At 69.5% G+C, this 26036-nt stretch carries 23 protein-coding genes; 10 read left to right on the top strand and 13 right to left on the bottom strand.

Going from position 1 to position 26036, the window contains the following annotated elements; genetic code table 11:
• The 3 genes from pip to panB form a co-directional block, all read right to left on the bottom strand.
• Positions 1 to 963, bottom strand: coding sequence for a prolyl aminopeptidase (gene pip, locus AB0H56_RS28735; protein ID WP_357168928.1), 963 nt, complete (start codon positions 961 to 963; stop codon positions 1 to 3).
• A complete protein-coding gene (locus AB0H56_RS28730) occupies positions 963 to 1394 on the bottom strand; it encodes a hypothetical protein (protein ID WP_357168926.1) in 432 nt (143 codons plus the stop codon). Before AB0H56_RS28730 ends, pip begins: the two co-directional genes overlap by 1 nt.
• A gap of 230 nt (positions 1395 to 1624) precedes the next feature.
• Complete coding sequence (panB, locus tag AB0H56_RS28725) at positions 1625 to 2476, bottom strand: 3-methyl-2-oxobutanoate hydroxymethyltransferase (protein ID WP_357168924.1); 852 nt, start codon at positions 2474 to 2476, stop codon at positions 1625 to 1627.
• A gap of 264 nt (positions 2477 to 2740) precedes the next feature.
• Here panB and AB0H56_RS28720 point away from each other — a divergent pair, with 264 nt between their 5' ends.
• From AB0H56_RS28720 to AB0H56_RS28710, 3 genes are all read left to right on the top strand, one after another.
• Positions 2741 to 4222 carry an alpha/beta hydrolase gene (locus tag AB0H56_RS28720; RefSeq protein ID WP_357168990.1) on the top strand — a complete coding sequence of 494 codons (1482 nt, stop codon included), beginning with the start codon at positions 2741 to 2743 and terminating at the stop codon, positions 4220 to 4222.
• 122 nt (positions 4223 to 4344) lie between these two features.
• Complete coding sequence (locus AB0H56_RS28715) at positions 4345 to 5682, top strand: glutamine synthetase family protein (RefSeq protein ID WP_110040273.1); 1338 nt, start codon at positions 4345 to 4347, stop codon at positions 5680 to 5682.
• A gap of 29 nt (positions 5683 to 5711) precedes the next feature.
• Positions 5712 to 8726: a bifunctional [glutamine synthetase] adenylyltransferase/[glutamine synthetase]-adenylyl-L-tyrosine phosphorylase gene (locus AB0H56_RS28710; RefSeq protein ID WP_357168922.1), complete on the top strand. Its 3015-nt coding sequence runs from the start codon at positions 5712 to 5714 to the stop codon at positions 8724 to 8726.
• Between the two features lie 55 nt (positions 8727 to 8781).
• Here the strand turns inward: AB0H56_RS28710 and AB0H56_RS28705 are convergent, their stop codons facing one another.
• Complete coding sequence (locus AB0H56_RS28705; RefSeq protein WP_110040334.1) at positions 8782 to 8985, bottom strand: cold-shock protein; 204 nt, start codon at positions 8983 to 8985, stop codon at positions 8782 to 8784.
• 180 nt (positions 8986 to 9165) lie between these two features.
• Here AB0H56_RS28705 and AB0H56_RS28700 point away from each other — a divergent pair, with 180 nt between their 5' ends.
• Together AB0H56_RS28700 and AB0H56_RS28695 are read left to right on the top strand one after the other, a co-directional pair.
• Positions 9166 to 10185: a hypothetical protein gene (locus AB0H56_RS28700; protein ID WP_357168919.1), complete on the top strand. Its 1020-nt coding sequence runs from the start codon at positions 9166 to 9168 to the stop codon at positions 10183 to 10185.
• Positions 10186 to 10300: 115 nt separating this feature from the next.
• Entirely contained in the window at positions 10301 to 12814 is a 2514-nt protein-coding gene (locus tag AB0H56_RS28695; RefSeq protein WP_357168917.1) for a DUF262 domain-containing protein, read from the top strand.
• Here AB0H56_RS28695 and AB0H56_RS28690 read toward each other — a convergent pair.
• Positions 12811 to 13089 (bottom strand): hypothetical protein, encoded by a 279-nt coding sequence (locus AB0H56_RS28690; protein WP_357168915.1) that lies wholly within the window; start codon positions 13087 to 13089, stop codon positions 12811 to 12813. The two genes, AB0H56_RS28695 and AB0H56_RS28690, sit on opposite strands and share 4 nt — an antisense overlap.
• Positions 13090 to 13183: 94 nt before the next feature.
• Here AB0H56_RS28690 and AB0H56_RS28685 point away from each other — a divergent pair, with 94 nt between their 5' ends.
• Positions 13184 to 14134, top strand: coding sequence for an endonuclease/exonuclease/phosphatase family protein (locus tag AB0H56_RS28685; RefSeq protein ID WP_357168913.1), 951 nt, complete (start codon positions 13184 to 13186; stop codon positions 14132 to 14134).
• An 81-nt stretch (positions 14135 to 14215) separates the two neighbouring features.
• Entirely contained in the window at positions 14216 to 15664 is a 1449-nt protein-coding gene (locus AB0H56_RS28680; protein WP_357168911.1) for a metallopeptidase, read from the top strand.
• Between the two features lies 1 nt (position 15665).
• Here AB0H56_RS28680 and AB0H56_RS28675 read toward each other — a convergent pair whose 3' ends face one another.
• Genes AB0H56_RS28675 through AB0H56_RS28665 form a run of 3 tightly spaced genes read right to left on the bottom strand, consistent with a single transcriptional unit; the run spans position 15666 to position 18448 of the window.
• On the bottom strand, positions 15666 to 16124 hold the full coding sequence (locus tag AB0H56_RS28675) for a 6,7-dimethyl-8-ribityllumazine synthase (RefSeq protein ID WP_357168909.1): 459 nt from the start codon (positions 16122 to 16124) through the stop codon (positions 15666 to 15668).
• A gap of 24 nt (positions 16125 to 16148) precedes the next feature.
• Positions 16149 to 16982: a lysophospholipase gene (locus tag AB0H56_RS28670; RefSeq protein WP_357168907.1), complete on the bottom strand. Its 834-nt coding sequence runs from the start codon at positions 16980 to 16982 to the stop codon at positions 16149 to 16151.
• A complete protein-coding gene (locus AB0H56_RS28665; RefSeq protein ID WP_357168905.1) occupies positions 16979 to 18448 on the bottom strand; it encodes a M20/M25/M40 family metallo-hydrolase in 1470 nt (489 codons plus the stop codon). Before AB0H56_RS28665 ends, AB0H56_RS28670 begins: the two co-directional genes overlap by 4 nt.
• Before the next feature lie 14 nt (positions 18449 to 18462).
• Between AB0H56_RS28665 and AB0H56_RS28660 the strand changes: the two genes are divergently transcribed.
• On the top strand, positions 18463 to 19209 hold the full coding sequence (locus AB0H56_RS28660; protein WP_232997625.1) for a DUF4191 domain-containing protein: 747 nt from the start codon (positions 18463 to 18465) through the stop codon (positions 19207 to 19209).
• A 50-nt stretch (positions 19210 to 19259) separates the two neighbouring features.
• Here AB0H56_RS28660 and AB0H56_RS28655 read toward each other — a convergent pair whose 3' ends face one another.
• Complete coding sequence (locus tag AB0H56_RS28655) at positions 19260 to 19643, bottom strand: YrdB family protein (protein ID WP_357168903.1); 384 nt, start codon at positions 19641 to 19643, stop codon at positions 19260 to 19262.
• A 39-nt stretch (positions 19644 to 19682) separates the two neighbouring features.
• Positions 19683 to 20138, bottom strand: coding sequence for an RDD family protein (locus AB0H56_RS28650; protein ID WP_357168901.1), 456 nt, complete (start codon positions 20136 to 20138; stop codon positions 19683 to 19685).
• A gap of 241 nt (positions 20139 to 20379) precedes the next feature.
• Between AB0H56_RS28650 and glnA the strand changes: the two genes are divergently transcribed.
• On the top strand, positions 20380 to 21816 hold the full coding sequence (gene glnA / locus AB0H56_RS28645; protein WP_357168899.1) for a type I glutamate--ammonia ligase: 1437 nt from the start codon (positions 20380 to 20382) through the stop codon (positions 21814 to 21816).
• Positions 21817 to 21887: 71 nt separating this feature from the next.
• Here the strand turns inward: glnA and AB0H56_RS28640 are convergent, their stop codons facing one another.
• A complete protein-coding gene (locus tag AB0H56_RS28640) occupies positions 21888 to 23093 on the bottom strand; it encodes a lipase family protein (protein WP_357168897.1) in 1206 nt (401 codons plus the stop codon).
• 512 nt (positions 23094 to 23605) lie between these two features.
• On the opposite strand from AB0H56_RS28640, the gene AB0H56_RS28635 reads away from it, so the two are divergent.
• Positions 23606 to 24742, top strand: a complete 1137-nt coding sequence (locus AB0H56_RS28635; protein WP_357168895.1) for a lipase family protein — start codon at positions 23606 to 23608, stop codon at positions 24740 to 24742.
• 29 nt (positions 24743 to 24771) lie between these two features.
• Here the strand turns inward: AB0H56_RS28635 and AB0H56_RS28630 are convergent, their stop codons facing one another.
• Positions 24772 to 25242 (bottom strand): hypothetical protein, encoded by a 471-nt coding sequence (locus tag AB0H56_RS28630; protein ID WP_357168893.1) that lies wholly within the window; start codon positions 25240 to 25242, stop codon positions 24772 to 24774.
• A 113-nt stretch (positions 25243 to 25355) separates the two neighbouring features.
• Positions 25356 to 25982 (bottom strand): TetR/AcrR family transcriptional regulator, encoded by a 627-nt coding sequence (locus AB0H56_RS28625; protein WP_357168891.1) that lies wholly within the window; start codon positions 25980 to 25982, stop codon positions 25356 to 25358.
• Positions 25983 to 26036: the final 54 nt, after the last annotated feature.

The following is a 26036-nucleotide window of genomic DNA, read 5'->3' as shown; positions in this document are numbered from 1 at the left end:
TCAGCCCCGCTTCCCGAACAGATCCGTCGCCTCGACGAGGCGATGGGTGATTCCCGGCTCGTGGGCGGTGTGCCCGGCGTCCTCCACGATGTGCAGCGTCGAGCCCGGCCACGCGGTGTGCAGGTCCCACGCGCTCACCGCCGGGCAGACGATGTCGTGGCGACCCTGCACGATGACGCCGGGCAGGTGCGCGATCCGGTCCATGTCACGCAGCAACTGTCCCTCGTCGAGAAACCCGCCGTGCCGGAAATAGTGGTTTTCGATCCGCGCGAAGGCCAGCGCGAAGCGTGCCTCACCGGTCTCGGCGATCCGGTCCGGGGCAGGCAGCAGCGAGCTGGTCGCGCCCTCCCATGTCGACCAGGCCACCGCGGCGTCCAGCGCCACCTGTTCGTCGGGGGAGTGCAGCAGCCGGTGATACACCTCGACCAGATCGGTGTCGCGCTCCTCGGCGGGCACCGGTGCCAGGAACTTCGCCCACTCGGCCGGATACACGTTGCCCGCGGCGCCGTTGTAGTACCAGTCGATCTCCTTGCGCCGCAACAGGAAGATCCCGCGCAGCACCAGTTCGGTGACCCGCTCGGGATGGGCCTGGGCGTAGGCGAGGCCGAGGGTGGAACCCCACGAGCCGCCGAACACCTGCCACCGCTCGATCCCGAGGTGTTCGCGCAGCAGTTCCATGTCGGCGATCAGGTGCGGCGTCGTGTTGAACTCGAGGCTCGCGCCGTCGGCGATGTGCGGCAGCGACTTCCCGCAGCCCCGCTGATCGAACAGCACGATCCGGTACAGGTCGGGGTCGAAGAAGCGCCGCTGCAGCGGGCCCGTGCCGCCACCGGGACCGCCGTGCACGAAGATCACCGGCTTGCCCTCGGGGTTGCCGCTGATCTCCCAGTACACCGACTGGCCGTCGCCGACGTCGAGCAGGCCGTGCGCGTGCGGCTCGATCTCGGGGTAGAGCTCGCGCATCAGAGCACCAATCCCGCGGCGAGGTCGGGCAATTCGAGCGCCGTGAGCGCCTCGGTCCGCACATCCGGGCACGACTTGGTGGTGACCCGGTCGATCACCTTCTTGTCGGCGAGCACCTGCTGGCCGAGCCCGGCGTTGCGCACCGTCCAGTCGAGCACCATCGCGTTGAGCGAGAGCCGGCCCAGCGTCGGCCCCTGCACCCGGAAGTTGGACAGCTCCGGTCGCAGCATGTCGCACAGCTGGGCCGCGGTGGCGTCGCTGATCGCCGCGTCACCGGTCGCGGCGCCGGGCGTGCTGCTCGGCGCCGCGGTGGTGCTGCTCGCCTCATCCGACGGTGTGACTTCCACACCGCCGCAGGCGGTCAGGCTCGCGACGGCGAGCGCGCCCGCCAGCGCCAGCCCGGTGCGGATCTTCCAACGGCGATGCGGCATCGAAACCTCTACTCGTGTCGACGGATGTCGTCATCGAGTCTGCCATCACGAACCGAACCCAGCCGCCTTCCCGACCCGCACCCGCGACCCCGAGGAGCGGCGGCCACGAAGTGGCCGGTCGCGGCCGTCCCGTCGATCAGGCGCCGTGGCGTAACGACGAAGTCGTAGCGACGGTGCCTGATCGACGGGACCAAGGGGCCGCGACACGAGCGCGCCAGCGCTCCAACTACTCAGAAGCTGTGTTCGGGGCCAGGGAAGGTGCCCCGGCGGACCTCGTCGGCGTAGGCCGCCGCGGCCGAGCGCAGCTCGTCACCGACATTGCCGAAGCGCTTGACGAACTTGGCGGTCTTGCCGCTGGTGTAGCCCGCCATGTCCTGCCAGACCAGCACCTGGGCGTCGCAGTCGGCGCCGGCGCCGATGCCGACGGTCGGGATGGTGAGCTTGTGGGTGACCTGGCCTGCCAGCTCGGCGGGCACCATCTCCATGACGACGGAGAACGCGCCGGCCTCCTGCACGGCGAGCGCGTCGGCGATGAGCTGCTCGGCGCCGTCGCCACGACCCTGCACCCGGAACCCGCCCAGGGTGTTGACGCTCTGCGGGGTGAACCCGATGTGCGCCATCACCGGAATGCCCGCGGCGGTGATCAGCGCGATCTGCTCGGCGACGCGCTCACCGCCCTCGAGCTTCACCGCGTGCGCGCCGCCCTCCTTCATGAACCGGGTGGCGGTGGCCAGCGCCTGCTGCGGCGAGGACTCGTAGGTGCCGAAGGGCAGGTCGGCGACGACGAGCGCGTGCGGCGCGCCGCGGACGACGCCGCGCACCAGGGGGATGAGCTCGTCGACGGTGATCGGCACGGTGGTGTCGTAGCCGTACACCACGTTGGCGGCGGAGTCGCCGACCAGCAGGACCGGAATGCCCGCTTCCTCGAACAGGTGCGCGGAGGAGTAGTCGTAGGCCGTCAGCATCGACCAGCGCTCGCCCTCGGCCTTCATCTGCTGCAGATGCTGGACGCGGGTCTTGCGGCGTGTGGTCTCGGCGGGAGCGGCACCGTAGGCAGGGGTCTGCTCAGCGGATACGGACATCATCGTCCCTCTTTCGTCTGGTTCCTCGAGGCCCGAATCGGGTCCCCGGGTTTTTCTGACGAAACCAGTGTGCCACCTCGGGCCGAACCGTTTTAAGGGCAGCACCCGGTGTGATCGGTCACAGCCCCGGTTCGGCTACCGTGAAACCAGCCCAGTCGAGCGGATCGGGCGCATCGTGTTGTGCGCCGTGCGGCGCGGAAAGGTGGGCCCACTGTGCAGCGAGGCCGGCTCGTCGTGCTCTTCGGCGCCCTGTGCGCGCTGACCGTGTCCGGGTGCGCGGTCACCGACGACAGCGCCTCGCGCGCGGAGCTGCCGCCGCCGCCCGCCGGTCTGGAGAAGTTCTACGAACAACCGCTCGAATGGGGTTCGTGCGAGGGATTCGGTGGACCCGAGGACCGGCTGCCGCCGAAAACCGAATGCGCCCGGATCACCGTGCCGATCGACTACGCGGAGCCGGACGGCCCGACCGCCCAGATCGCGCTGTCGCGGATCCCGGCGTCGGGGGAGAAGATCGGCTCGCTGCTGCTCAACCCCGGCGGGCCCGGTGTCTCCGGGCTCTCGACGGTCGCCGTCGGCAATCGCACGCCGCTGGCCGAGCGGTTCGACCGGGTCGGGTTCGATCCGCGCGGTGTCGGTTCCTCACTACCCGCGATCGTCTGCCTCACCCCTGAGCAGGCCGACGCCGAGCGCGCCGAACCGCCGATCGACAACACCCCGGAGGGCATCGCCGCCGCCGAGGCCGACAACCGCGAGTACGCCGACCGGTGCGCCCAGCGCAGCGGCGTCGACCTGCTCGGCCACGTCGGGACCAGGGAGGTCGTCCAGGACATGGACGTGCTGCGCGCGGTGCTCGGCGACGCGAAACTGAGCTACCTCGGCTACTCCTACGGCACCCGGCTCGGCTCGGCCTACGCCGAGAAGTACCCGCAGAACGTGCGCGCCCTCGTCCTGGACGGTGCCGTCGACTCCGCCCAGGACCCGGTGCAGGAGTCGCTGCGCCAGGCCGCCGGGTTCCAGGGCGTGTTCAACGCCTACGCCGCCGACTGCGCGCAGAACCCCGACTGCCCCCTCGGTACCGATCCGGCCCAGGCCGTCGCCAGGTTCCGCGCCCTGGTGGCCCCGCTGGCCGACACCCCGGCCGCGACCGCCGACCCGCGCGGCCTCAGCTACGGCGACGCGATCACCGGCGTCCAGCAGGCCCTCTACACCGACGACTTGTGGAACGTGCTCTCCCAGGGCCTGACCGAACTGCGCGACGGCCACGGCGACACGCTGCTGCAGCTGGCCGACCAGTACGACGGCCGCCGCGCCGACGGCAGCTACGCCAACATCCAGGACGCCTTCAACGCGATCCGCTGCGTCGACGACCCGCGCGTCACCGATCGCGCGATCGTCGGCCGCCAGGACACCGAATACCGCAGGGCCGCCCCGTTCCTCGACGACGGCAGGGGCACCGGCGCCGCCCCGCTGGAGCTGTGCGCCGCCTGGCCGGTGCCCAACACCAGCACGCCGCATCGGGTGTCGGCGCCCGGCCTGCCGGCCACCGTCGTCGTCTCGACCACCGAGGACCCGGCCACCCCGTACCAGGCCGGTGTCGACCTGGCCGATCAGCTCGGCGCCGCCCTGATCACCTTCCGCGGCAACCGGCACACCGCGGCCCTGGTCGCGGGCGATCGCTGCCTCGATTCCGCGGTGATCGACTACCTGGTCGAGCTCGCCGCGCCCGAGCCCGGACTCACCTGCTGAGACCGGCGTGCCGATCTCCGCGCGCCGTCAGGGCTGGTGAGATGTGCGCGGAAGATGACGTGATCGCAAACCCGAGCAGCGATGTAACACGGATTTAACGCCGGGTGCTTACGCTCGCCCCTATGGATCGCCAGAAGGAATTCGTGCTGCGGACGCTCGAAGAGCGGGACATCCGCTTCGTACGGCTCTGGTTCACCGATGTGCTCGGCTACCTCAAGTCGGTGGCCATCGCACCCGCCGAGCTCGAAGGCGCCTTCGAAGAGGGCATCGGCTTCGACGGCTCGGCCATCGAGGGCTTCGCGCGCGTGTCCGAGGCGGACATGGTCGCCCGGCCCGATCCGTCGACCTTCCAGGTGCTGCCCTGGGCCAGCTCCAAGGGCCACCAGCACTCCGCGCGCATGTTCTGCGACATCACCATGCCCGACGGCTCCCCGTCCTGGGCCGACCCGCGCCACGTGCTGCGCCGTCAGCTGAACAAGGCCGCCGATGTCGGCTTCAGCTGCTACGTGCACCCCGAGATCGAGTTCTTCCTGTTGGAGAACGGCCTCAAGGACGGCAAGCCGGTGCCCGCCGACAACGGCGGCTTCTTCGACCAGGCCGTGCACGACGCCGCCCCCAACTTCCGCCGTCACGCCATCGACGCGCTGGAGTCGATGGGCATCTCGGTCGAGTTCAGCCACCACGAGGGCGCCCCCGGCCAGCAGGAGATCGACCTGCGCTACGCCGACGCCCTGTCGATGGCCGACAACGTGATGACCTTCCGCTACCTCATCAAGGAGGTCGCGATCGACGAGGGCGTGCGCGCGACGTTCATGCCCAAGCCGTTCTCGCAGTACCCGGGCTCGGCCATGCACACCCACATGAGCCTGTTCGAGGGCGAGAACAACGCCTTCGCCGACCTGGACGACCCGGACAACCTCTCGCAGACCGCGCGCTCGTTCATCGCGGGCATCCTCGAGCACGCGCCCGAGATCAGTGCCATCACCAACCAGTGGGTCAACTCCTACAAGCGCCTGATCCACGGCGGCGAGGCGCCGACGGCGGCCTCGTGGGGCCGGTCGAACCGGTCCGCGCTGGTCCGGGTGCCGATGTACACCCCGAACAAGACCTCCTCGCGCCGCGTCGAGATCCGCAGCCCCGATTCGGCCTGCAACCCGTATCTGACCTTCGCGGTGCTGCTCGCGGCCGGGCTGCGCGGCATCGAGAAGGGCTACGAGCTGCCGCCCGAGGCCGAGGACGACGTGTGGTCGCTGACCGACGCCGAGCGCCGCGCCATGGGCTTCCGCTCGCTGCCCGGCACCCTGGACGAGGCACTGCAGGCGATGGAGCGTTCGGAACTGGTCGCCGAGACCCTGGGCGAGCACGTCTTCGACTTCTTCCTGCGCAACAAGCGCCGCGAATGGGCCGACTACCGCAGCAAGGTCACGCCTTGGGAACTCGAGGAATACCTGAGCCTGTGACGGTGGCCCCGAAGAGGTATTTTTAGGGCATGGTCCGGCCACCGACTGCCCGCTCCGCTGTTCCCGGCGTCGGCAGGCTCGGCCTGCTCGAGCCCACGGCGGCCGATTCCCTGCACCAGCTCGGCTGGGACAATGTCGACGGCGTGCCCGTGCTCTGGGCACTGTCGCGTTCGCCCGACGCCGATCTCGCGCTGGCCACCCTCCTGCGGTTACGGGAATCGCTCGGTGACGGCTGGGCCGAACTGGATTCGGTGATCCGCTCCGATACGACCCTGCGCGGCAGGCTGTTCGGGCTGCTCGGTTCCTCGACGGCGTTCGGTGATCATCTGGTCGCCACGCCCGAGGCGTGGAAGATCCTGCGCCGCAAGCATCTTCCCGAGCGCGAGGAAGTGATCGCGGATCTGCTCGACGCGGTCGGCGCGAAACCCGAGACCGGACCCAACGCCGGACCCATGCTGTTCCGGGCCGAGATCGCGGGCCCGGAGGCGATCGCGTTGCTGCGCGGCAGGTATCGCGATCAGCTGATGCTGCTGGCCGCGACCGACCTGGCCGCCACCGTGGAGAACGAGCCAGTGCCGCCCTACCAGGTGGTCGGCAGGCAGTTGTCGGACCTGGCCGACGCCGCGCTCACGGCGGCGCTGTCGGTCGCGATCGCGCGGGTCTGCAAGAACGGGCCGGTACCGGTGCGGCTCGCGGTGCTCGCGATGGGCAAATGCGGTGCGCGCGAACTGAACTACGTCAGCGATGTGGACGTGGTGTTCGTCGCCGAGCCCGCCGACGCGACCGCCACCCGGCTGGCCGCGGAGATGATGAGCGTGGGCAGCTCGGCCTTCTTCGATGTCGACGCCGCTCTGCGCCCCGAGGGCAAGGCGGGCGCGCTGGTGCGCACCCTCGACTCCCACCTCGCGTACTACAAGCGCTGGGCCCGCACCTGGGAGTTCCAGGCGCTGTTGAAGAACCGGCCGATGACCGGCGATCTGGAGCTGGGGCAGCAGTACCGCGACGCGTTGATGCCGATGGTGTGGACGGCCTCCGAGCGCCCCGACTTCGTCGCCGACGTCCAGGCCATGCGCCGCCGGGTGGAGGACCTGGTCCCCGCCGACCTGCGCGAGCGTGAGCTCAAGCTCGGCGCGGGCAGCCTGCGCGATGTCGAATTCGCCGTGCAGCTCCTGCAATTGGTGCACGGCCGGGTCGACGACGCGCTGCACGTCACCAACACCGTCGAGGCGCTCACCGCGCTCGCGGCGGGTGGCTACGTCGGCCGCGAGGACGCCGCGAATCTCACCGCCTCCTACGAGTTCCTGCGCCTGCTCGAGCACCGGCTGCAGTTGCAGCGGCTCAAGCGCACCCACACACTGCCCGCCGGCGACGACGAGGAGGGGATGCGCTGGCTGGCCCGCGCCGCGCACATCCGGCCCGACGGCCGCCAGGACGCCGTCGGCGTGCTCGAGACCGAGATCCGCCGCAATTCGATGCGGGTGCGGCGCCTGCACGCCAAGCTCTTCTACCGCCCGCTGCTCGACTCGGTCGCCCGGCTCGACTCCGACGCGCTGCGCCTGAGCCCCGACGCCGCCGTCCGTCAGCTCGCGGCGCTGGGCTACGGCGCCCCCGAGAACGCGCTCGGGCACCTCAAGGCGCTCACCGGCGGCGTCTCACGCAAGGGCCGTATCCAGGCCCTGTTGCTGCCGACCCTGCTCGAATGGCTCGGTGACACACCGAATCCCGACGCCGGCCTGCTCGCCTACCGCCGCATCTCCGAGGGCCTCGACGACCAGATCTGGTTCCTGCGCGAACTGCGTGACGAGGGCGCCATCGCCCAGCGCCTGATGATCGTGCTCGGCTCCTCGGAGTACCTGCCCGATCTGCTGATCAACGCGCCGGAGACCATCCGGATGTACGCCGACGGACCCGGTGGCCCGCAACTGCTCGGCCCGCAACCCGTCGACGTCGCCCGTGGCATCCAGACCGCGGCGGCCCGCTACGACGATCCGGCGCGCGCCGTCGCGGCGGCGAGGTCGCTGCGCAGGCACGAACTGGCGCGGGTGGCCTCGGCGGATCTGCTCGGCATGCTCGACGTGCCGCAGGTGTGCGCCGCGCTGTCATCGGTGTGGGTGGCGGTGCTCGACGCCGCGCTCAGCGCCGTCATCCGGGCGACGGAGGCCGAACGCGGCGGACCCGCCCCCGCCGACATGGCGGTGATCGGCATGGGCCGCCTCGGCGGCATGGAACTCGGCTACGGGTCCGACGCCGACGTGCTGTTCGTGTGCGATCCGCGCCCCGGCGAGGACGAGACGACCGCGGTCAAGTGGGCCAACGGGGTGGCCGAGAAGGTCCAGCGCCTGCTCGGGGCGCCGAGCACCGATCCGCCGCTCCAGGTCGACGCCGGGCTGCGCCCGGAGGGGCGCAACGGCGCCCTGGTCCGCACGCTCGCGGCCTATCAGGCCTACTACGGCCAGTGGGCCCAGCCCTGGGAGGTGCAAGCGCTGCTGCGCGCGCACCAGGTGGCGGGCGATCAGGATCTGGGGGTGCGGTTCCTGCACGTCATCGACCCGATCCGGTATCCGGCCGGTGGGGTGTCGGCCGAGGCGGTCCGCGAGATCCGCCGGATCAAGGCCCGCGTCGATTCGGAACGGCTGCCGCGCGGCGCCAACCCGGCCACGCACACCAAACTCGGCCGCGGCGGCCTGGCCGACATCGAGTGGACGGTCCAGCTGCTACAGCTGCGGCACGCCCACGAGGTGCCCGCGCTGCACAACACCTCGACCTTGCAGACGCTCGACGTCATCGAGGCCGAAGGCATCCTGGAGCCCGAAGACGTTGCGCTGCTGCGGGAATCGTGGCTCGCCGCGACCGCGGCGCGCAATGCCCTCGTCCTGGTCAAGGGCAAGCCGACCGACCAGCTGCCCGGCCCCGGCAAGCTGCTGTCGGCGGTGGCCAAGGTCGCCGGATGGCCCAATGACGACGGCAGCGAGTTCCTCGACAACTACATGCGGATCACGCGGCGCGCGAAGGCGGTCGTCGAGCGGGTGTTCGGGGGCGTGTGAGACGCGAGAAAGGCCCCGCACCGAAGGTGCGGGGCCTTTCAGGATCACGCCCGAATCAGATGGAGCGGACGTCCTGAGCCTGAGGGCCCTTCTGGCCCTGGCCGACCTCGAACTCCACGCGCTGACCCTCTTCGAGGGACTTGAAGCCCGAGCCGCTGATGGCCGAGTAATGCACGAAGACGTCGGGGCCGCCTCCGTCTTGGGCGATGAAGCCGAAGCCCTTCTCGCCGTTGAACCACTTAACAGTGCCTTGAGTCATGGTGTTTCTAAGTCTTTTCCGTAGGTGAGCCATGGCGATCTCTGTGATCAGCCCAGTCTCAGCAGCCCAGTATGCCATACTCACCGGCAAACTGTGCAATGCGGCTCTCGACACCGCGATCTGGGCGGAGTCTGCCCGCGTGTCGCGGCTCTCGCCCGGTGGATGTGACACGCTGGGCGCATGGGTGCGACCAACGACCAGCCTGCCGGACACCACGACCTCGCCCTGCGGGTGCTCGACGCGCACGTGGCCTTCACCAAGGACCAGCTGCTGCAGCCCGTGGGATTCCTCGAACTGGCCACCGAGGAGGTCGACGGCCTGCTCGCCGAGGCGCAGGAGCTGACCCTGGCCGAGGCGGTCACCCGCGAACAGATCAAGGGCGTGGCGCACAAGTACGCCGTGCAGATCCCGGTCGAGGGCGCGATCCCCGAACTCGTCGGCGAGATCGCCGCCCGGCTCTACCACCACCAGGCCCAGGACGAGATTCCGGTGGGCGAGGTCGTCGACAACCGGCGCTTCGACGAGCTGGTCTCGGCCGTGGCCGACATGGAGGTGACCCACCGCCTCGTTCGCCTGGTGCTGAGCAGCCCCGTCACCGTCGACGCCTGCGTCGAAGCCGTGCAGCGCGCGGTCGTCGCCGCGGTCGACGAGAACAGGAACACCGACGGGCACGGTCTGGCCGGCTCGCTGCGTGGCGCGCTGGCCCGGCTGGCCGAGCCCGCGCTGCCCGTCATCGAGAACGGCGTCGGCCGGATCACCCGGACCGGCGCGCGTTTCGTGCTGCGCGGCAACCGCGACGACGCCGACGAGGTCCTGCTCGACACCGCCCGCGAGACCTGGCGCAAACACACCGGGCACGCCATCGGTTCGTTCCGCGACCTCGTCTCGGCCAACGACGTGGAGGACGCGGTCGTGCTCACCTTCGAGTTCTGGCGCACCTTCCGCGACACCGACTACTTCCACGCCCTGCTCGACGAGGGCATCGATCACGTCTTCGACAAGTACGGCGACACCCCGCTGGCCGAGCTGCTCACCGAGCTGGGCATCAGCCGCGCCGACCTCATCGAGGAGGCCCTGCGGTTCGGGCCGTCGGTACTCGGAAAGCTCGACGAGCGCGGCTATCTCGACACCGTGATCCGCCGCAGGCTGGCGCCGTTCTACGCCTCGGACGCCTTCCGCGCGGCGGTGACCGGCCAGTAGCCCCGCGGCCGCGCGAGCGCGAGTTCTGTTCGGCCGCTGGCGCGTCGGTGTATGTCGGTACGATCCGTGCAACGATGGAGCGCTTGCGCTACCGGATCGCGATCGAAAGGCTGCCGTGACACGTCTGTCCTCCCTGCTCGACCAGATCGACTCCGGAGCGGTGCTGCTGCCCGAATTCCAGCGCGGTTACGTGTGGAACAGGGACCAGGTGCGCGGGCTCATGCGGTCGCTGTACCTCGGGTATCCGGTCGGCGGATTGCTGGTGTGGGAGACCGGATCCGAGGACATCGCCGTGCGCGGCGCGGGCGGGGGTTCGGGGCTGCGGCAGCTGCTGCTCGACGGCCAGCAGCGCATCACCACCCTCTACGGCATCATCCGCGGGCGGGCGCCGTCGTTCTTCGAGGGCGACGCGGTGGCCTTCACCGGACTCCACTTCGATGTGGACCGTGAGGTTTTCGAGTTCCAGGTGCCCGGTCGCGACACCGCGCCGACCTGGATCGATGTCACCGAGCTGTTCGCGCAGGGACCGGTGCACTACCTGCCCCGGTTCACCGAGGTCGAGCCGGAGACGCTGGCCGCCTACCTGGACCGGCTGAACAAGCTGCGCGAGATCACCCACCGCGAGTTCAACGTGGAGACCATCACCGGCTCCGACCGCACCGTCGACGAAGTGGTCGACATCTTCAACCGGGTCAACTCCGGCGGCACCAAGCTGTCCAAGGGCGACCTGGCCCTGGCGACGCTGTGCGCGCAGTGGCCGCAGGCCCGCGGCAACCTGCGCGATCACCTGATCCGCTGGGACAAGGAGGGCTACACCTTCACCCTGGACTGGCTGCTGCGCAACGTGATCGCGGTCGGCAACGGCCGCGCCCACTTCGACGCGCTCGGCGATCTGTCGCCGGCGGAGTTCGAGCAGGCCCTCGCCGCCACGGCCACCCAGGTCGACACCTTCCTCGACACCGTGGCCGGTCGGCTCGGGCTCGATCACGATCGAGTCCTGATGGGCCGCTACGCCGTTCCGGTGGTCACCCGCCTGCTGTTTCTCAACGGCGGTCGCTTCGACGACGACCTGCATCGCGACCGGGTGCTGTACTGGTACATCCATTCCGCGCTGTGGGGCCGGTTCAGCGGCTCCACCGAGACCTTCCTGCAGCAGGACTACGAGACTCTCGAACGCGGGGGCATCAACGCTCTCATCGCCTCGCTGGAACGCCTGCGCGGCGGCTCGCTCGACCTGTGCGCCGACGATTTCGGCGGTGCCACCCGTGGTTCGCGGTTCTACCCGCTGCTGTACCTGCTCACCAGGGTCGACGGTTCCCGCGACCTCGGCACCGGCTCCGAGCTGGGCATCGAGCAGCTCGGCGAGCGCGCCCCGGTGCAGGTGCACTACCTGTTCCCGAAGACGACGCTGCGCGACGCGGGATACGAGCGCAACGAGATCAACGCCATCGCGAACTTCTGCTTCCTGAGCCCCGGCTCCGAGGCCGAGCTGGGCGAGCGCGAACCGGCCGACTACCTCGCCGAGGTGGAACGCCGCCATCCGGGAGTGCTGGCCTCGCAGTGGATTCCGACCGATCCGGCGCTGTGGCGGGTGGAGAACTACCGCGAGTTCCTGCGCGCCCGCAGACTGCTGCTCTCCGCCGCCGCCGACGCCTTCCTGGAGAAGCTGCGCACCGGCAAGTTGCACCGCCCGACCCTGCACACGGTCGGCGTGGCCGGGGTGAGTTTCGGCGATCCCGCGGTGGACCTGGTGAACGCGCTCGTCGAGGACCTGGTCGCCGACGGGTTCGGCTTCCCGCTGCTCGACAGCGAGGTCTCCGATCCGGTCACCGGCCGCGAACTCGCTGTCGCCGAGGCGTTCTGGCCCGAGGGCCTGCAGCCGGGCGTCGGCATGCCGGTGGTGCTGGTACTCGAACCGGCCAACGCCGACCTGAACCGGCTGTCCCAGCTCGGCTACGCCGTCTTCACCTCCGTCGACGCCCTGCGCGGCTACGTCGACAACCTGCGCGTGGAGGCCTCCGGCGACACCGGCCTCTACGGCCCGGCCGCCGACGTCGCCGCGCTGGCCGAGCGCCTGCCCGCCACCTGGGTCGGCAACTCCGAGCAGGTCTGGTTCCAGTTCGCCTGGAATCTGCTCGAACGCGACCGCGCCGACGGCCCCGACGCGGTCCTGGAAGCCGAGCAGGTCTCGCTGCGCTACATCGCGCTCTGGGCACTCACCCGCACCTTCTACATCCACGCCTTCGACCAGGGCAATCCGGGCGAGTGGCGCTACTACCTGGGCGACACCATCGGACCGGCGCCGCTGGTGCCGCGCGACTGGCTGGCGCGCCGCGCCATCGCCTCGGGCGCACTCGCCCCCGGCGCCGCGCCCGGCGACGAGGACATCGCCATCGCCCTGGTGCACGGTGTCATCGAGGTGGTCGACGATGTCGCCACCGCGCTGGCGCACCTGCTCGGCGGTCCCGGCCTGTTCGCCTCGCTGTGGGCCTCGGCCGGCGCCGCCGAGCACTACGGCTATCCGCTGTCCACCGAGCAGATCAACGACCTGATCAACCAGGTCGTCAACGATCCCGCGTCCCGGAAGATCCAGGCCTACAACTGGATCGAGGCCGGACTGCCGCTCTAGGCCGCGGTCGCGCGCTGGAATGTGGCGACGAAGTCGCGCAGCGCGGCGCGGTCCTCGGTGTCGACGGGTCGGTACCCGCGCGCGGCTTCGACCGTGACGGTGGTGCCTGCGCGCAGGGGCAGTTCGGTCCAGCAGACGGGCAGCACCGGCAGCTGCACGGTGCGCTCGGCGACGGTGAGGGTGAGCGCGGAGGTGTAGCGCCCGGCGACGGCCACCAGTGCCTCGACCGCGTCCTCGGTGAGCGGGCCCGCCGCCGTGAATTCCTCGATGTACATGTCGCGTCCCTTCCGTGCACCCAGTGTAGGGGCCACAGAGATCTCTCAAGGTCGTCATAAGTGGGCGGTAATGCGGGCTGCTTAGGGTGAGCGCATGATGCGTGAATGGATGGAACGAGCCTTGCTCGTCCTCGGGTGGGGCGCGGTCGTCACGGCGGTGGCCGGAATCGTGCTGCACGTGGGGGACTGGTCGCAGAAGTCGATGGTGCTGCTGGCCTCGGGGGCGATGTGGCTGATGCTCGGCGCCGTCGTCGGGCTGATCCTGCTGCTGATCGCGCGCAGCTGGCGCAGCGCCGTCGCCGGGGGAGTGGTGCTGGCGGGCGTGCTGTGGCTGGTGGTGCCGTCCTATATTCCGGAGAGCAGGGCCGCCGCGGGCCCGGAGCTGGTGGTGTTGCAGTCGAATCTGCTGTTCGGGCAGGCCGACACCGCCGCGGTCGTCGCGGCCGTGCGCGACAACGACGTCGACGTGCTCACCACCGAGGAGCTGACGACCGGCGCGATCGAGCGCCTGCGGGCCGCCGGACTGGAAGACCTGCTGCCCTACACCTACCTGGAACCGGCGCAGTCCGGTGGCGGCGGCACCGGGATCTACAGCCGATACCCCTTGCGCGACACCGTGAAGTACGACGGCTTCATCATGAGCAACATCTCCGCCACCATGGAACATCCCGAGCGCGGCCCGATCCCGGTGTTCGCCTTCCACCCGATTCCGCCGAACCTGGACTTCGCCGCGTGGTCGGCCGAGATGCGCCGGGTCGACGAGATCCTCGCAGGCGCAGGCACACCCGCGATCGTCGGCGCGGATTTCAATGCCACCCAGGATCATTCGGCCTACCGGGCACTGCTCGACGGGCCGTTCGCCTCCGCCGCCGACCAGACCGGCGACGGCATCCTGCTCACCTTCCCGGCGGATCGGCGGTGGGGTCCGGTGATCGGCATCGATCACGTTCTCGTCGCAGGTGGAGTGGCACAACAGGTTCGCACGCTCACCATTCCCGGCACCGATCACCGCGCGGTGCTGGCTTCGGTGCGCATGGACAGCTGACCGAAGTCGTCTACCATGTGAGCCGCTCGACTGCGGACCGCCAGGCGTCCGCGTCAGTTATTCCCCGGGGAGGAACAGCGAATGATCAGACGGCGATTCGGCACGGCCGTGGCCGCGGCGGTGGTGAGCGTCGGGATGCTCGTCTCGGGTTGCTCGGCCACCACGGTGGCCAGCGACCAGGCGGTGCCCGCGATGGACAACCCGTGGGAGGTGGCGGGCGCGGCGTCCAGCACCGGACCCAGCGGCCCGCGGCCCGGTGTGCCCGACACCGACAAGAAGGCCGAGAACGGCGACAACGGCGCGATCGACAAGCTCGCGCTCAACGCGATCGCCGATATCGAGAAATACTGGCAGGCCGAGTATTCCAAGACCTTCCGCGGCAGTTTCAAGCCGGCGTCGAAGTACATCTCCTGGTCGGCCAAGGCACCCGAAGCCGAGGCCGTGCAGTTCTGCAAGAGCAGCACCTACAAGCTGGTCAACGCCGCGTACTGCCCGCTCGACCACACCATCGGCTGGGACCGCACCGTCCTGCTGCCGCTGCTGGTGAACAAGTACAAGGAGATGGCGGTGGTGATGGTGCTGGCCCACGAGTACGGCCACGCCATTCAGTCCCAGGCCGATCTGCTGCGCGGCTTCCTCACCGATGCCCTGGTGAAGGAACAGCAGGCCGACTGCCTGGCGGGGGTCTTCCTGCGCCACGTCGCCGAGGGCAACTCCGAGCACTTCACCCTCAACACCACCGACGGCCTCAACGGTGTGCTCGGCGCCACCGTCGCCGTGCGCGACCGCGACCCCAACGATCCTGACGCCGTGCACGGTTCGGCCTTCGAGCGGGTCACCGCGGTGCAGATGGGTTACACCGAGGGCGCGGGCTCCTGCAAGGGCATCAACGAGGAGGAGATCGAGAAGCGCCGCGGCGGCCTGCCGGTCACCTTCGAAGAGGGCGAGCGCGATCAGCAGCTGCCGGTGAACCAGGAGAACCTGAGCTCGCTGGCCACCCAGCTCGGCAAGTCCATGCCGGTGAAGAACGCGCCGAAGTTCGACTACACCGGCGTCACCCGCGGCTGCGCCTCGACGACCACCACCGAGCCGGTGTCGTACTGCCCCGGCAGCAACACCATCGGCACCGACCTGCCCGCGATGGCCAAGCGCGCCGGTGAGGGCGCCAGTGGCAAGGAGGAGCCGCTGTCGGCGGTCGTCACCGGCGACTACAACGCGGCGGTGGTCTTCGTGTCGCGCTACGCGCTCGCGGTGCAGCAGGACCGCAAGCTGTCGCTGACCGGCGCCGAGTCGGCTGGCCTGCGCACGGCCTGCCTGTCCGGTGCGCTGACCACGAAACTCAGTGAGCCGAGCAGTGATCCGCGCCTGTCGGCCGGTGACCTCGACGAGGCCGTGTCGGGTCTGCTCGCCGACGGCCTCGCGGCCGCCGACGTCAACGGCAAGGTGGTCGCCAGCGGCTACCAGCGCCTCGAGGCGTTCCGCACGGGCGTCCTCGACGGCGAGCAGGCCTGCCTGAGCCAGTTCAAGTAGCTCAGGGCGCCGCGGGCAGTGATCGCAGGGAGCTGAGGGTGTTCGCCACCGCGCGGGCGGCCTCGGCTCCCTTCGTCACGAAGTGGTTGGTGTAGTAGTCCACGTGCTCGCTGTGCTCGTGGAAGTGGTGCGGGGTGAGCACCACGGAGAAGACCGGCACATCGTTGTCGAGCTGGACGCGCATCAGCCCGTTGATCACCGCGGTGGCGACGAAGTCGTGGCGGTAGATGCCGCCGTCGACGACGAGCGCGGCGGCCACGATCGCGTCGTAGCGGCCGGTGCGGGCCAGCCGCTGGGCGTGCAGCGGGATCTCGAAGGCGCCCGGCACGTCGAAGACCTCGACGGCGGCGGGATCGAGCCCGAGGTCGGCGAATTCGGCCTGGAAGCCCTCGTGCGCCTTGTTGACGATCGAGCTGTGCCAGCTGGCGCGGATGAAAGCGACGGATGTCGTGGTTGCCATGCGCGGAGTCTACTAGGTCACAAGTTACTCGTCGGTAATGTGTGCGGAGAGCCAGGCGACGAGGTCGCCGAGCACCTGATCGCGTTCGGGTTCGTTGAACACCTCGTGGTACAGGCCGGGATAGCGGATGACGGTCACGTCCGACGAGCCGGTGCCCCGCTCGAGCAGGTCGGCGCTCGTCGGCGCGGCGATCGAGTCCGCGGTGCCGTGCAACACCAGCAGTGGCGCGGTGAGCGTGGTGAGCCGCTTCTTCACCAGGTCGGTGTGCCGCAGGATCTCCACCGCGGTGCGGGCGGGTAGGCGGCCGCGGTACACCAGCGGGTCGTCGTCGTAGGCGCGCACCACCTCGGGATCGCGACTGATCGCCGCCGAGTCCAGCGCCAGCACACCGAGATTCGGGGCGTACCGGGTGAGCAGTGGCGCGGCCAGACGCTGCAGCGGATTGCCCACCGCGATGTCCAGCGGCGGCGCCGAGAGCACCACCCCGGCCACCTCGACCGGGCCACGGGTGACCAGGTGCAGGACCACCAGGCTGCCCATCGAATGCCCGAGCAGGAACCACGGCACCCCGCGGTGCGCGATGCCCGCGAACGCGAGCATCGTCGCCACATTGTCGGCCGCGGAATCCAGCGAGCCGATATTGGCCTTCGCGCCCTCGGACCGGCCGTGTCCGACGTGATCGAGGGCGTACACCGCGAACCCGGCCGCGGCCAGGTGGTCCCCGACGTACTCGTAGCGGCCCGAATGCTCGGCGACACCGTGCACCAGCACCACCAGCGCCCGCGGTGATTCCGGCAGCCACGCGCGCCAGGCGATCCGGCCCTCGGCACTGACGAATTCGCCCGTGTCGGTCGTCATCGGCGCGCTCCTTCTCCCTGGGCGGACGCCGCCGCGAGTCGTGCGATCAGGCGCCGATTGAATTCGATCAACCGAGCGTAGTTGAGCCGGGAGATCCGTTCGTCGGTTCCGTGGATCCGTGCCAGATCCGCCGCCGTCAGCACGATCGGCGCGAAATTGCAGCGCGTCTCCGCCAGGCCGTCGTAGTGCCGGGAGTCGGTCGCGCCGGGCACGAGGCCGGTGGTGGTGACGATCCCGGGGACCAGGTCGGCGGCGAGTTCGGCGATGAGCTCGTAGGCGGGGCCGGGACCGGTGACCCGCGAGGGCTCCGACGCTGCCCCGACGAGATCGATCGCCACGCCGATGTCCCGGATCACCCTGCGGCAGTGCGCGAGCACCGCCGACACCGAATCACCCGGCAGGATGCGGAAATTCACCAGTGCCTCGGCGCTCTGCGGCAACACGTTGGCCTTCACCCCACCGCGGATCACGGTGGGCGCGGTGGTCGTGCGGACCATGGCCTCGGTGCTCGGGGCCGCCGCCAGGATCCGGGCGACCAGCGGCGCGGCCAGCGTGGCCAGCCCGCGCGTGTCGGTGAGTTCGAGCAGCTTGCGGTGCGGTTCGGGCAGGGCCACCCGCATCCGAGCGAGCATGTCGGCGATCACCGGGGTCAGCCGCAGCGGCATCGGACGATCCTGCACCCGTGCCACCGCGCGCGCGAGCCTGCCTACCGCGGTCTGCCTGCCCGGCATCGAGGAGTGCCCGCCGGTCTCGGTGACCGAAAGCCGCACGGTCGCGTACCCCTTCTCGCCGAGCATGATGCTCGCGACCGGCCGGTCGACGCCGTCGGCGACTCCGTCGGTGATCACCCCGCCCTCGTCGAGCAGCAGATCCGCACGCACGTTCTCGGCCCGCAGGTGCTCGGCCATCCGGACCGCGCCGCCGTCCCCGAAGACCTCCTCGTCGTGCCCGAAGGCCAGGAAGAGGGTGTGCCGCGGCCGGATGCCCGCGCCCAGCGCCCACTCCACGGCCTCGAGCACGGCCAGCACCCGGCTCTTGTCGTCGATGGCGCCGCGGCCCCAGATGAACTCCTCGTCGACCACCCCGGCGAACGGGGGATGGGTCCAGCGCTGCGCGTCGTCGACCGGGACCACGTCCTGGTGGCCGAGCAGGATCGCCGAGACGTGCCCCGGCTCGGTGCCCTCCCAGCGGTAGAGCCTGCTGTGACCGAAGGTGGTCAGCGTCAGTTCGGCGTGCACGCGCGGGAACGCGGCCTCGAGGTGGCCGGCCAGCCGGACGAACTCCGCGTCGGCGGTGTCGGCGGGATCCTCGGTCGAGACCGTCGCGCAGCGCAGCGCCGCGGCCAGACGCTCGGCGACCTCGTCGGTGACGCCGACGGTGACGGGGGAGCTGCTCGGGTTCTCGATGATCGGGTGCACCTTGGCATTCTCGCCGGTGCCCGGCCCGTTCGCCGCCGAAGGCGCCATCTAAGCTGACATACATGGCAGGAGGCAAGGGCGGCAAGCCGTCGAAGGAAGCCAAGGCCGCGGCTAAAGCGGCACGTAAGCAGGCATCACGCGAGCGGCGTCAGCAGTTGTGGCAGGCGTTCAACATGCAGCGCAAGGAAGACAAGGCGCTGCTGCCGCTGATGATCGGCGCGCTCGTCGGCACCACGGTCGTGTTCTTCCTCATCGGTCTGATCTTCGACATGCAGTGGTTCCTGCTGCCGCTGGGTCTGCTGCTCGGTGTGCTGTTCGCGTTCATCATCTTCGGACGCCGCGTGCAGAAGAACGTCTACCGCAAGGCCGAGGGCCAGGCGGGCGCGGCGGCATGGGTGCTCGACAACCTGCAGGGCAAGTGGCGCGTGGCCAACGGCGTCGCGGCCACCACCCAGCTCGACGCGGTGCACCGCGTCATCGGCCTGCCCGGCGTCATCTTCGTCGCCGAGGGTTCCCCGCAGCGGGTGAAGTCGCTCATCCAGCAGGAGAAGAAGCGCACCGCCCGCCTGGTCGGTGACACGCCGATCTACGAGGTGATCGTCGGCAACGACGAGGGCCAGACCCCGCTCAAGGATCTGCAGAAGTTCCTCACCAAGCTGCCGCGCAACATCGACGTCAAGCGGATCGACCAGATCGAGGGCAGGCTCTCGGCGCTGTCCTCGCGCAGTGGCGGCCCCGCCATGCCGAAGGGCCCGATGCCCCCCGGCGCCAAGATGAAGGGCATGCAGCGCGCCATCCGCCGCCGCTGACCTCGGCTTCCGACGAGCCCGGTACCTGAAGGTACCGGGCTCGTGTCGTCTCAGGAGTGCGCGGTCCGCCCGCTGAGCAGCCACAGAATCCGGTCGTAAGCCAGCAGGTGGTAGCAGGCCAGGACAATGACCGAGGCCAGCGCGAGCCGGGGCAACCCGGCGGCCCACAGCGCGACCGCGCCGCCGAACAGCACGACGAACTCGACGAGCAGACGCGCTTGACCGGGGACCGGTACCGGTGCCTCGCCGTTGCGGCTCGGATCGCCGGGAACGGCGAGGGTGCCCCACAGCACCGCGGCCGCGATCGGCAGAACGACGACGAGCAGATAGCGCCAGGGCGAGTCGAACGCCCGCCAGCCGTACACCCCGAAGGAGACGACGGCGATCAGTTCGAGCAGAAAGCGGACGGCCAGCATGGCCGGATTCAGTGACACGGCCACAGCGTAAGGCCGTGGCGGCCGCGCCGCGCCCGGTCAGCGGGCGTTGACCAGGGCGGTGCCGGTGGCTTGGTCGTGCATGCCGCGACCGTCGGCGTCGGTGAACAGCGCGGGCACCACGAACACCAGCAGGGCCTGCCTGGCCAGCGCGCGCACGAAACCGACGGCCACCGGGGCGTCGATGCGGACCACGCGCAGCCGCAGGAAGTACTGGCCGGGGGTGAAGCCGAACAGCGTCACCGCGGCCACGCCGATCACGAACCACACCAGCAGCGGCATCGACGAGGAGGCGAAGCTGCGGGTGATCAGCGCGGCGACGCCGACCGCGATGAACCAGTCCACGAACAGGGCGACGACGCGGCGCCAGGTCGGGGCGAGGGAGCCGGCGCCCTCCCTGGGCAGCCCGTAGAGCTCGCCGGGGTAGCCGGATGTTTCCTCGTCACCCGGTTCGGCGGGGTTGCCGGAGAGCCAGGTGCCGGTGATGCGTGCCATGGCTCCCAGGATAGAGGCGGCCCAGAACGCGCATTGGTGGAGGTCACGTCGCTGCGCCCGGTCGCGGATGGCAGGATGGGCAGGCAGGTCGCGGCCGGATGGCAGACATCACCAGGAATCCGGCACGCGTAACACTGGCGAAACACAGCCTTGACTGTAGGGAAACACCGCGTCCATACCGTCAGGTCGCGACGAACCCATGCATCGTGAACGGCTGGGAACCGATCCGTAAGGAGAACAAGTGACGTTCAGCACGGCCGAAGAGGTCATCCAGTACATCAAGGAAGAGGACATCGAGTACGTCGATATCCGCTTCTCCGACCTGCCCGGCGTCCAGCAGCACTTCTCGATCCCGGCCAAGGCGTTCACCGCCGACCTGGCCGAAGAGGGTCTGGCGTTCGACGGCTCCTCGGTGCGTGGCTTCCAGTCGATCGACGAGTCGGACATGCTGCTGCTCCCCGACTTCAGCACCGCTCGCATCGACCCGTTCCGTGCCGCGAAGACCCTGAACCTGAACTTCTTCGTGCACGACCCGTTCACCCGTGAGGCCTACTCCCGCGACCCGCGCAACATCGCGCGCAAGGCGGAGGAGTACCTGCGTTCGACCGGCATCGCCGACACCGCCTACTTCGGTGCCGAGGCCGAGTTCTACATCTTCGACGGCGTCCGCTACGGCTCCGGCATGAACGGCTCGTTCTACGAGATCGAGTCCGTCTCCGGCTCGTGGAACACCGGCAAGGAGTTCAACCCCGACGGCTCGCGCAACCTGGGCTACAAGGTGCGCAACAAGGGCGGTTACTTCCCGGTCGCCCCGTACGACCACTACGTCGACCTGCGCGACAAGATCTCGACCAACCTGCAGAACGCGGGCTTCGAGCTCGAGCGCGGTCACCACGAGGTCGGCACCGCCGGTCAGGCCGAGATCAACTACAAGTTCGGCACCCTGCTGTCCGCCGCGGACGACCTGCAGCTGTTCAAGTACATCGTGAAGAACACCGCGTGGCAGGAAGGCAAGTCCGTCACCTTCATGCCGAAGCCGCTCTTCGGCGACAACGGCTCGGGCATGCACGTGCACCAGTCGCTGTGGAAGGACGGCAAGCCGCTGTTCCACGACGAGGCCGGCTACGGTGGTCTCTCGGATCTGGCGCGTCACTACATCGGCGGCATCCTGCACCACGCCCCGTCGCTGCTGGCGTTCACCAACCCGACCATCAACTCCTACCACCGTCTGGTGCCGGGCTACGAGGCCCCCATCAACCTGGTGTACTCGCAGCGCAACCGCTCCGCCGCGGTCCGCATCCCGGTCACCGGCAACAACCCGAAGGCCAAGCGCATCGAGTTCCGCGCGCCGGACTCCTCGGGCAACCCGTACCTGGCCTTCGCCGCCATGATGATGGCCGGCCTGGACGGCATCAAGAACAAGATCGAGCCGCTGGCCCCCGTCGACAAGGACCTCTACGAGCTCCCGCCGGAGGAGGCCAAGAACATCCCGCAGGCCCCCACCAGCCTGTCCGCGGTCATCGACCGCCTGGAGAACGATCACGACTACCTCACCGAAGGCAACGTCTTCACCGAGGACCTGATCGAGACCTGGATCCAGCTCAAGCGCGACAACGAGATCGCCCCGGTGAACCTGCGTCCGCACCCCTACGAGTTCGAGCTGTACTACGACGTCTAAATCGTCGTGACGGACTGAGGTCCGCGGCAAGACCCGAGTCCGCCCGTTCCGTGATCACGGAACGGGCGGACTCATCTGTGTGGGCCGCGTCCGGGGGTGCCGAGCGCCATGGACTGCACCGTGCGTGTCGAGCAGCCGTCCGGCGCGGCCTGCCCGGCGAGGCGTTCGTCGATCCAGCGCAGGACCGCGGTCGTCGCCGCCATCTGCAGGCTGACGTGCTCGCTCAGCTGGTCTCGCGTATAGGTGATCGGCGCCCCCGCCGCGCACCACTGTGCCACCGCCTTGTCGGGCGCCGCGATGGTGACGATCTCGTCGTGAACGGCGTTGTAGAGGAACAGCGGCGGGGTCGAGGCCACGGGGCTGAAGTCCAGCGCGACCAAGGATCCCTGTACCTCCGCCAGCAGTTGCGAGAAGGGGATCGTCAGGTGGTCGTCCATCCGCACGAACGCGTGCTGAGCCACGTTCGGCGTGACGCATTTGCTGTCGCCCGCGGCCATCAGGGCGCGTCCCGCCGGCGTCAGATACTTGTCGAATGCGGCCGCCAGCACCGGATCGGCGCGCATCATGCCGGGCAGCAGCGATGGCAGGAAGCCGGAGAACGGACCGCCGTCGAGCGTCGCCAGGTAAGGGGCGATGGGTGCCGTCCAGCCACCCATGGCGACTCCTACCAGCCGTAGCTCGGGCGCGTAGGTCGGTTGCATCTGCGCGACCCAACTGGTGCCGTAGGACCCACCGGAATAGCCCATCGCCGCGACGGGAGTATCGGTGCCGGCCAGGCCGAGCGGCGCGAAAGCCTCAGCCGCGCGCACTCCGTCGAGCGCCGCGTAACCCGGCTGCCGCGGGGTGAACATCGCCCCCTTCGGCCCCTCCCAGTCGGGGACGGAAATCGCGTGACCGGATGTCAACATCTGGTCGATCTGCATGAAGTCCAATGAGGCGTCGTACTTGTCCGGCGCTCCCTGCCTGAGGACGAACGAGGGCGCGCACTGCGGCGCCGAGGCATCCGTGGCGGGCTGATAGCTGATCAATCCTTTGACCTGCCCGGTGCGCGGACGAAGCACCGTCGTCACGGTCGCCATCGGCTGGCCGTCGGTATCGGTGGTGCGATACAGCAACTGCCACGCATCGGCGTCCTGCGCCTGTGGACCCAGCGAGGCCACTTCGACTGGGCGCGAATCAAGAATGGTGCCAGGCGTTTCCGAGTCCCAGCCAGACGGCGGAATGTAGAACGCGTCGTTCTGTGGAGTCGTCAGCGGATCCGCATGACCGACCGCCATGGGTGTGCTCGTGCACCACAATACGGCCGAAATCGCGATCAGAACCGAACGCAGCTGACCGCGCCTCCTGGATGAACACGTTGCAATTCGGTACGGCATGACGCTGCCCATTCGTCGACTTCCCTCCTTGAATGGGCGCCCTCCCGCGTAGCCCCCTGAAGGCAGTCACAGTACATTCCCTGTTTCGAGCACACACCCGAACTGCCGACAAAGGTCGTGCCTTCCGTGTGAATACAGGCGTCCTACCTGCGGTTGGGCATCGGCCCAGGTTCCCGGTGCGCGGCCGCGAACACCGAGCCGGGCCGTTCGGTGATCGCGTCCTCCGGCGCGTTTCGGATCACCCTTCCGCGTTCGGGCGTCCCTGCTCCTTCGGGCCAGTACGCTCTCTCGCGCAGACTGGAACAGGTTCTCGGGGAGTGGGCATGTGGGTGTCAGGGCACGCGACGAGGGGTGCGATGGCGGTCGGCGCGGTGATCGCGTTGGTGACGGCGTGCGCGGGGTGGGCTGTGGCAGTGCCTGCACCGGAACACGATTCGTTCTATGCCGAGCCCGCTGGGCTCGCGGGTGCGGCCGACGGGACGGTGCTCGCGTCACGGGTGATCGAACCGGAGTCGTTCGGATCGCCGTTGGCCGCGGACGCGTGGCAGGTGCAGTACAAGACGACCGACAATCACGGTGCGCCGCGTGCCTACGTCGCGACAGTTCTCGTGCCGCACGGGAAGTGGGCGGGTGGTGGTCCACGCCCGTTGCTGTCGTACCAGGTCGCCGAGGATGGTGTCGGTGCGACGTGCGCACCGTCGTACGCGCTGCGCGGCGGGATCGCCGGGGTCCCCAGCAATGCGTATTCCGAGACGGGGATGATTCGATTCGCCCTCCAGCAGGGCTGGGCGATGGTCGTTCCGGACTACCAGGGGCCCGACTCCGATCTGTTCGGCGCCGACGGTTACGTGCACGGCGTGCTCGACGGCATTCGCGCGGCGAGGGCGTTCGAGCCCGCTGCGGTCGATCCCGAGGCGCCCATCGGCATGTGGGGCTATTCCGGTGGGGCGCAGGCCACCGCAATCGCCGCGCAGGCGCACGCCGACTACGCGCCCGAGCTGCCGTTGGCCGGTGTGGCGCTGGGCGGGACGATCGCCGATCTGGAATCCACCATGTCCGGCTTCAGCGGTAGCCCCCTCGGCGGGGCGGCGGTGGTCGGCCTGGTGGGCTTGCACCGCTCCTACCCGGATGCCGATCTCGCTCAGTACCTCAACGAATCGGGCCGTGCGAAATTGGCTGCGAGCCAGAATGATTGCCTGCTCGACGCCGCTCTGAAGTACCCCTTCCTCGATACCGCGGCACTGGAAGCCCGGCCCGGCTCGATCACGAACAACCCGGCGCTGAGCGAGGTCGTGCGCCGGGCCAGCCCCCTGTTCCGTCCGGGCGCGCCCAGCGTGCCGGTGCTGATCCATCACGCGATCGCCGACGAGTTCGCGCCCATCGACCCGGTGCGAGCCCTGGCCGGAAAGTATTGCGCTGCAGGTGCTCCCGTGCGGCGCGTCGAGAATCCGATCGGCGAGCACGGGACCGAAGCCATGCTCGGCCTGCCGACAGTGCTGAGCTACCTGGCCGACCGATTCAGCGCGAAACCGGCCCCGAGCGACTGCTGAGCTGCGGTCCCAGCTACGCGGTAGCGCGCCTAGCGGGCGCCGAGCTTGGCGTGGATCGCGGCGATGAAAGCGGTGGGCTCGGGGTGGGGGCCGGGGCCGAGGTTGAAGTGGCTGCGGTCGGCCCAGGAGCCGAGCATCGTCGCGTCGGCGCGATCGGCCGGTTGGAACGCGGCGCGTTCGAGGGTGAAAACCCGGACGTCGTGGGAATTCTCGGGCAGGACGACGGCGACGAAGTGGGCTTCGGCGGGCGCGGCCGGGGCGGGCAGTTCCACCAGGAGCAGCTGGAGGCCGTCGGCATCGATACGGTGCCCGGCGATGCCCGCGCTCGGCAACCGATCCTCGGCGGGCAGGCGCTCGCCGACGTTGTCCCACAGGCCTTTCAGCTGGTCGGTGTAGCCCAGCGGCGGTTCGTCGGTGACCATGCGCGCGCCGAGGCGCTGGGCGAGGTTCGGCAGCACCTGGTGCGCGAATTGATAGTGATGGGTTCTCGGCTCGGTCACGGCGATTCCCTCCCGTTGCGGAGGGGATGTCCCCACCTGTGCCGGAGAACCTACTCCTCGGGTCCGACACCCTCGAAATCCGCACCGAGATCGCCGCATCGAGGCGATCTCCGCTAGCCGCGGACGAACAGCCGCATCGCCTCGTCCACGACGGCGTCGCGGGTGCGACCCTCGGGGTCGGTGTCCGGGCGGAGCCAGATCGAGGCGTGGTTGAGGATGCCGTGCAGGCAGTGCAGTGCCACCGCCGGGTCGGGGCAATCGAATTCGCCTGCCGCGACGCCCTCGTCGACGACCTCGCGGAAGATCCGGTCGTGTCGTCTGCGCATGGCCTTGATCGACTCGGTGTGCTCGGCCGGCCACGGCGCGGGGAACGAGAAGAGCGTGCCCACTTCGGGATACAGCACGGTCAGCACGCGCAGCTGCGCGGCGACGAGGGAACGCAGCCGCTCGGTCGCCGGCTGGCCGGCCGCGGCGTCGAGCGCGTCGCCGAGGTGGGTCAGCACATCGGAGGTCAGCTTCTCCAGCGCCGCCGCGACGAGGACGTCCTTGCTGGAGAAATAGTGGTAGAGGGTGGCTTTCGCGATGTCGGAGCGTTCGGCGACGTCCTCGAACCGCATGCCCTGGTAGCCGCTGCTCACCAGGATCTGCAGCGCCGCGTCGATCATCTCCGCCTTGCGGCGATCGCGTCGTCTCGCGGCGCGACCACCGGCCGCCACGCTCTCGTCCGCGATCGAAGTCATCGGCCGATCATATCCGGGGCGTTCGCCGGTCCGTCCTCGATGCGCCCGGTGAAT

It is taken from the genome of Nocardia sp. NPDC050717 (assembly GCF_040654275.1).
Lineage (GTDB): Bacteria > Actinomycetota > Actinomycetes > Mycobacteriales > Mycobacteriaceae > Nocardia.
The sequence above is the reverse complement of the archived record's forward strand: the minus strand, read 5'-3'. Positions and strand labels throughout refer to the sequence as shown.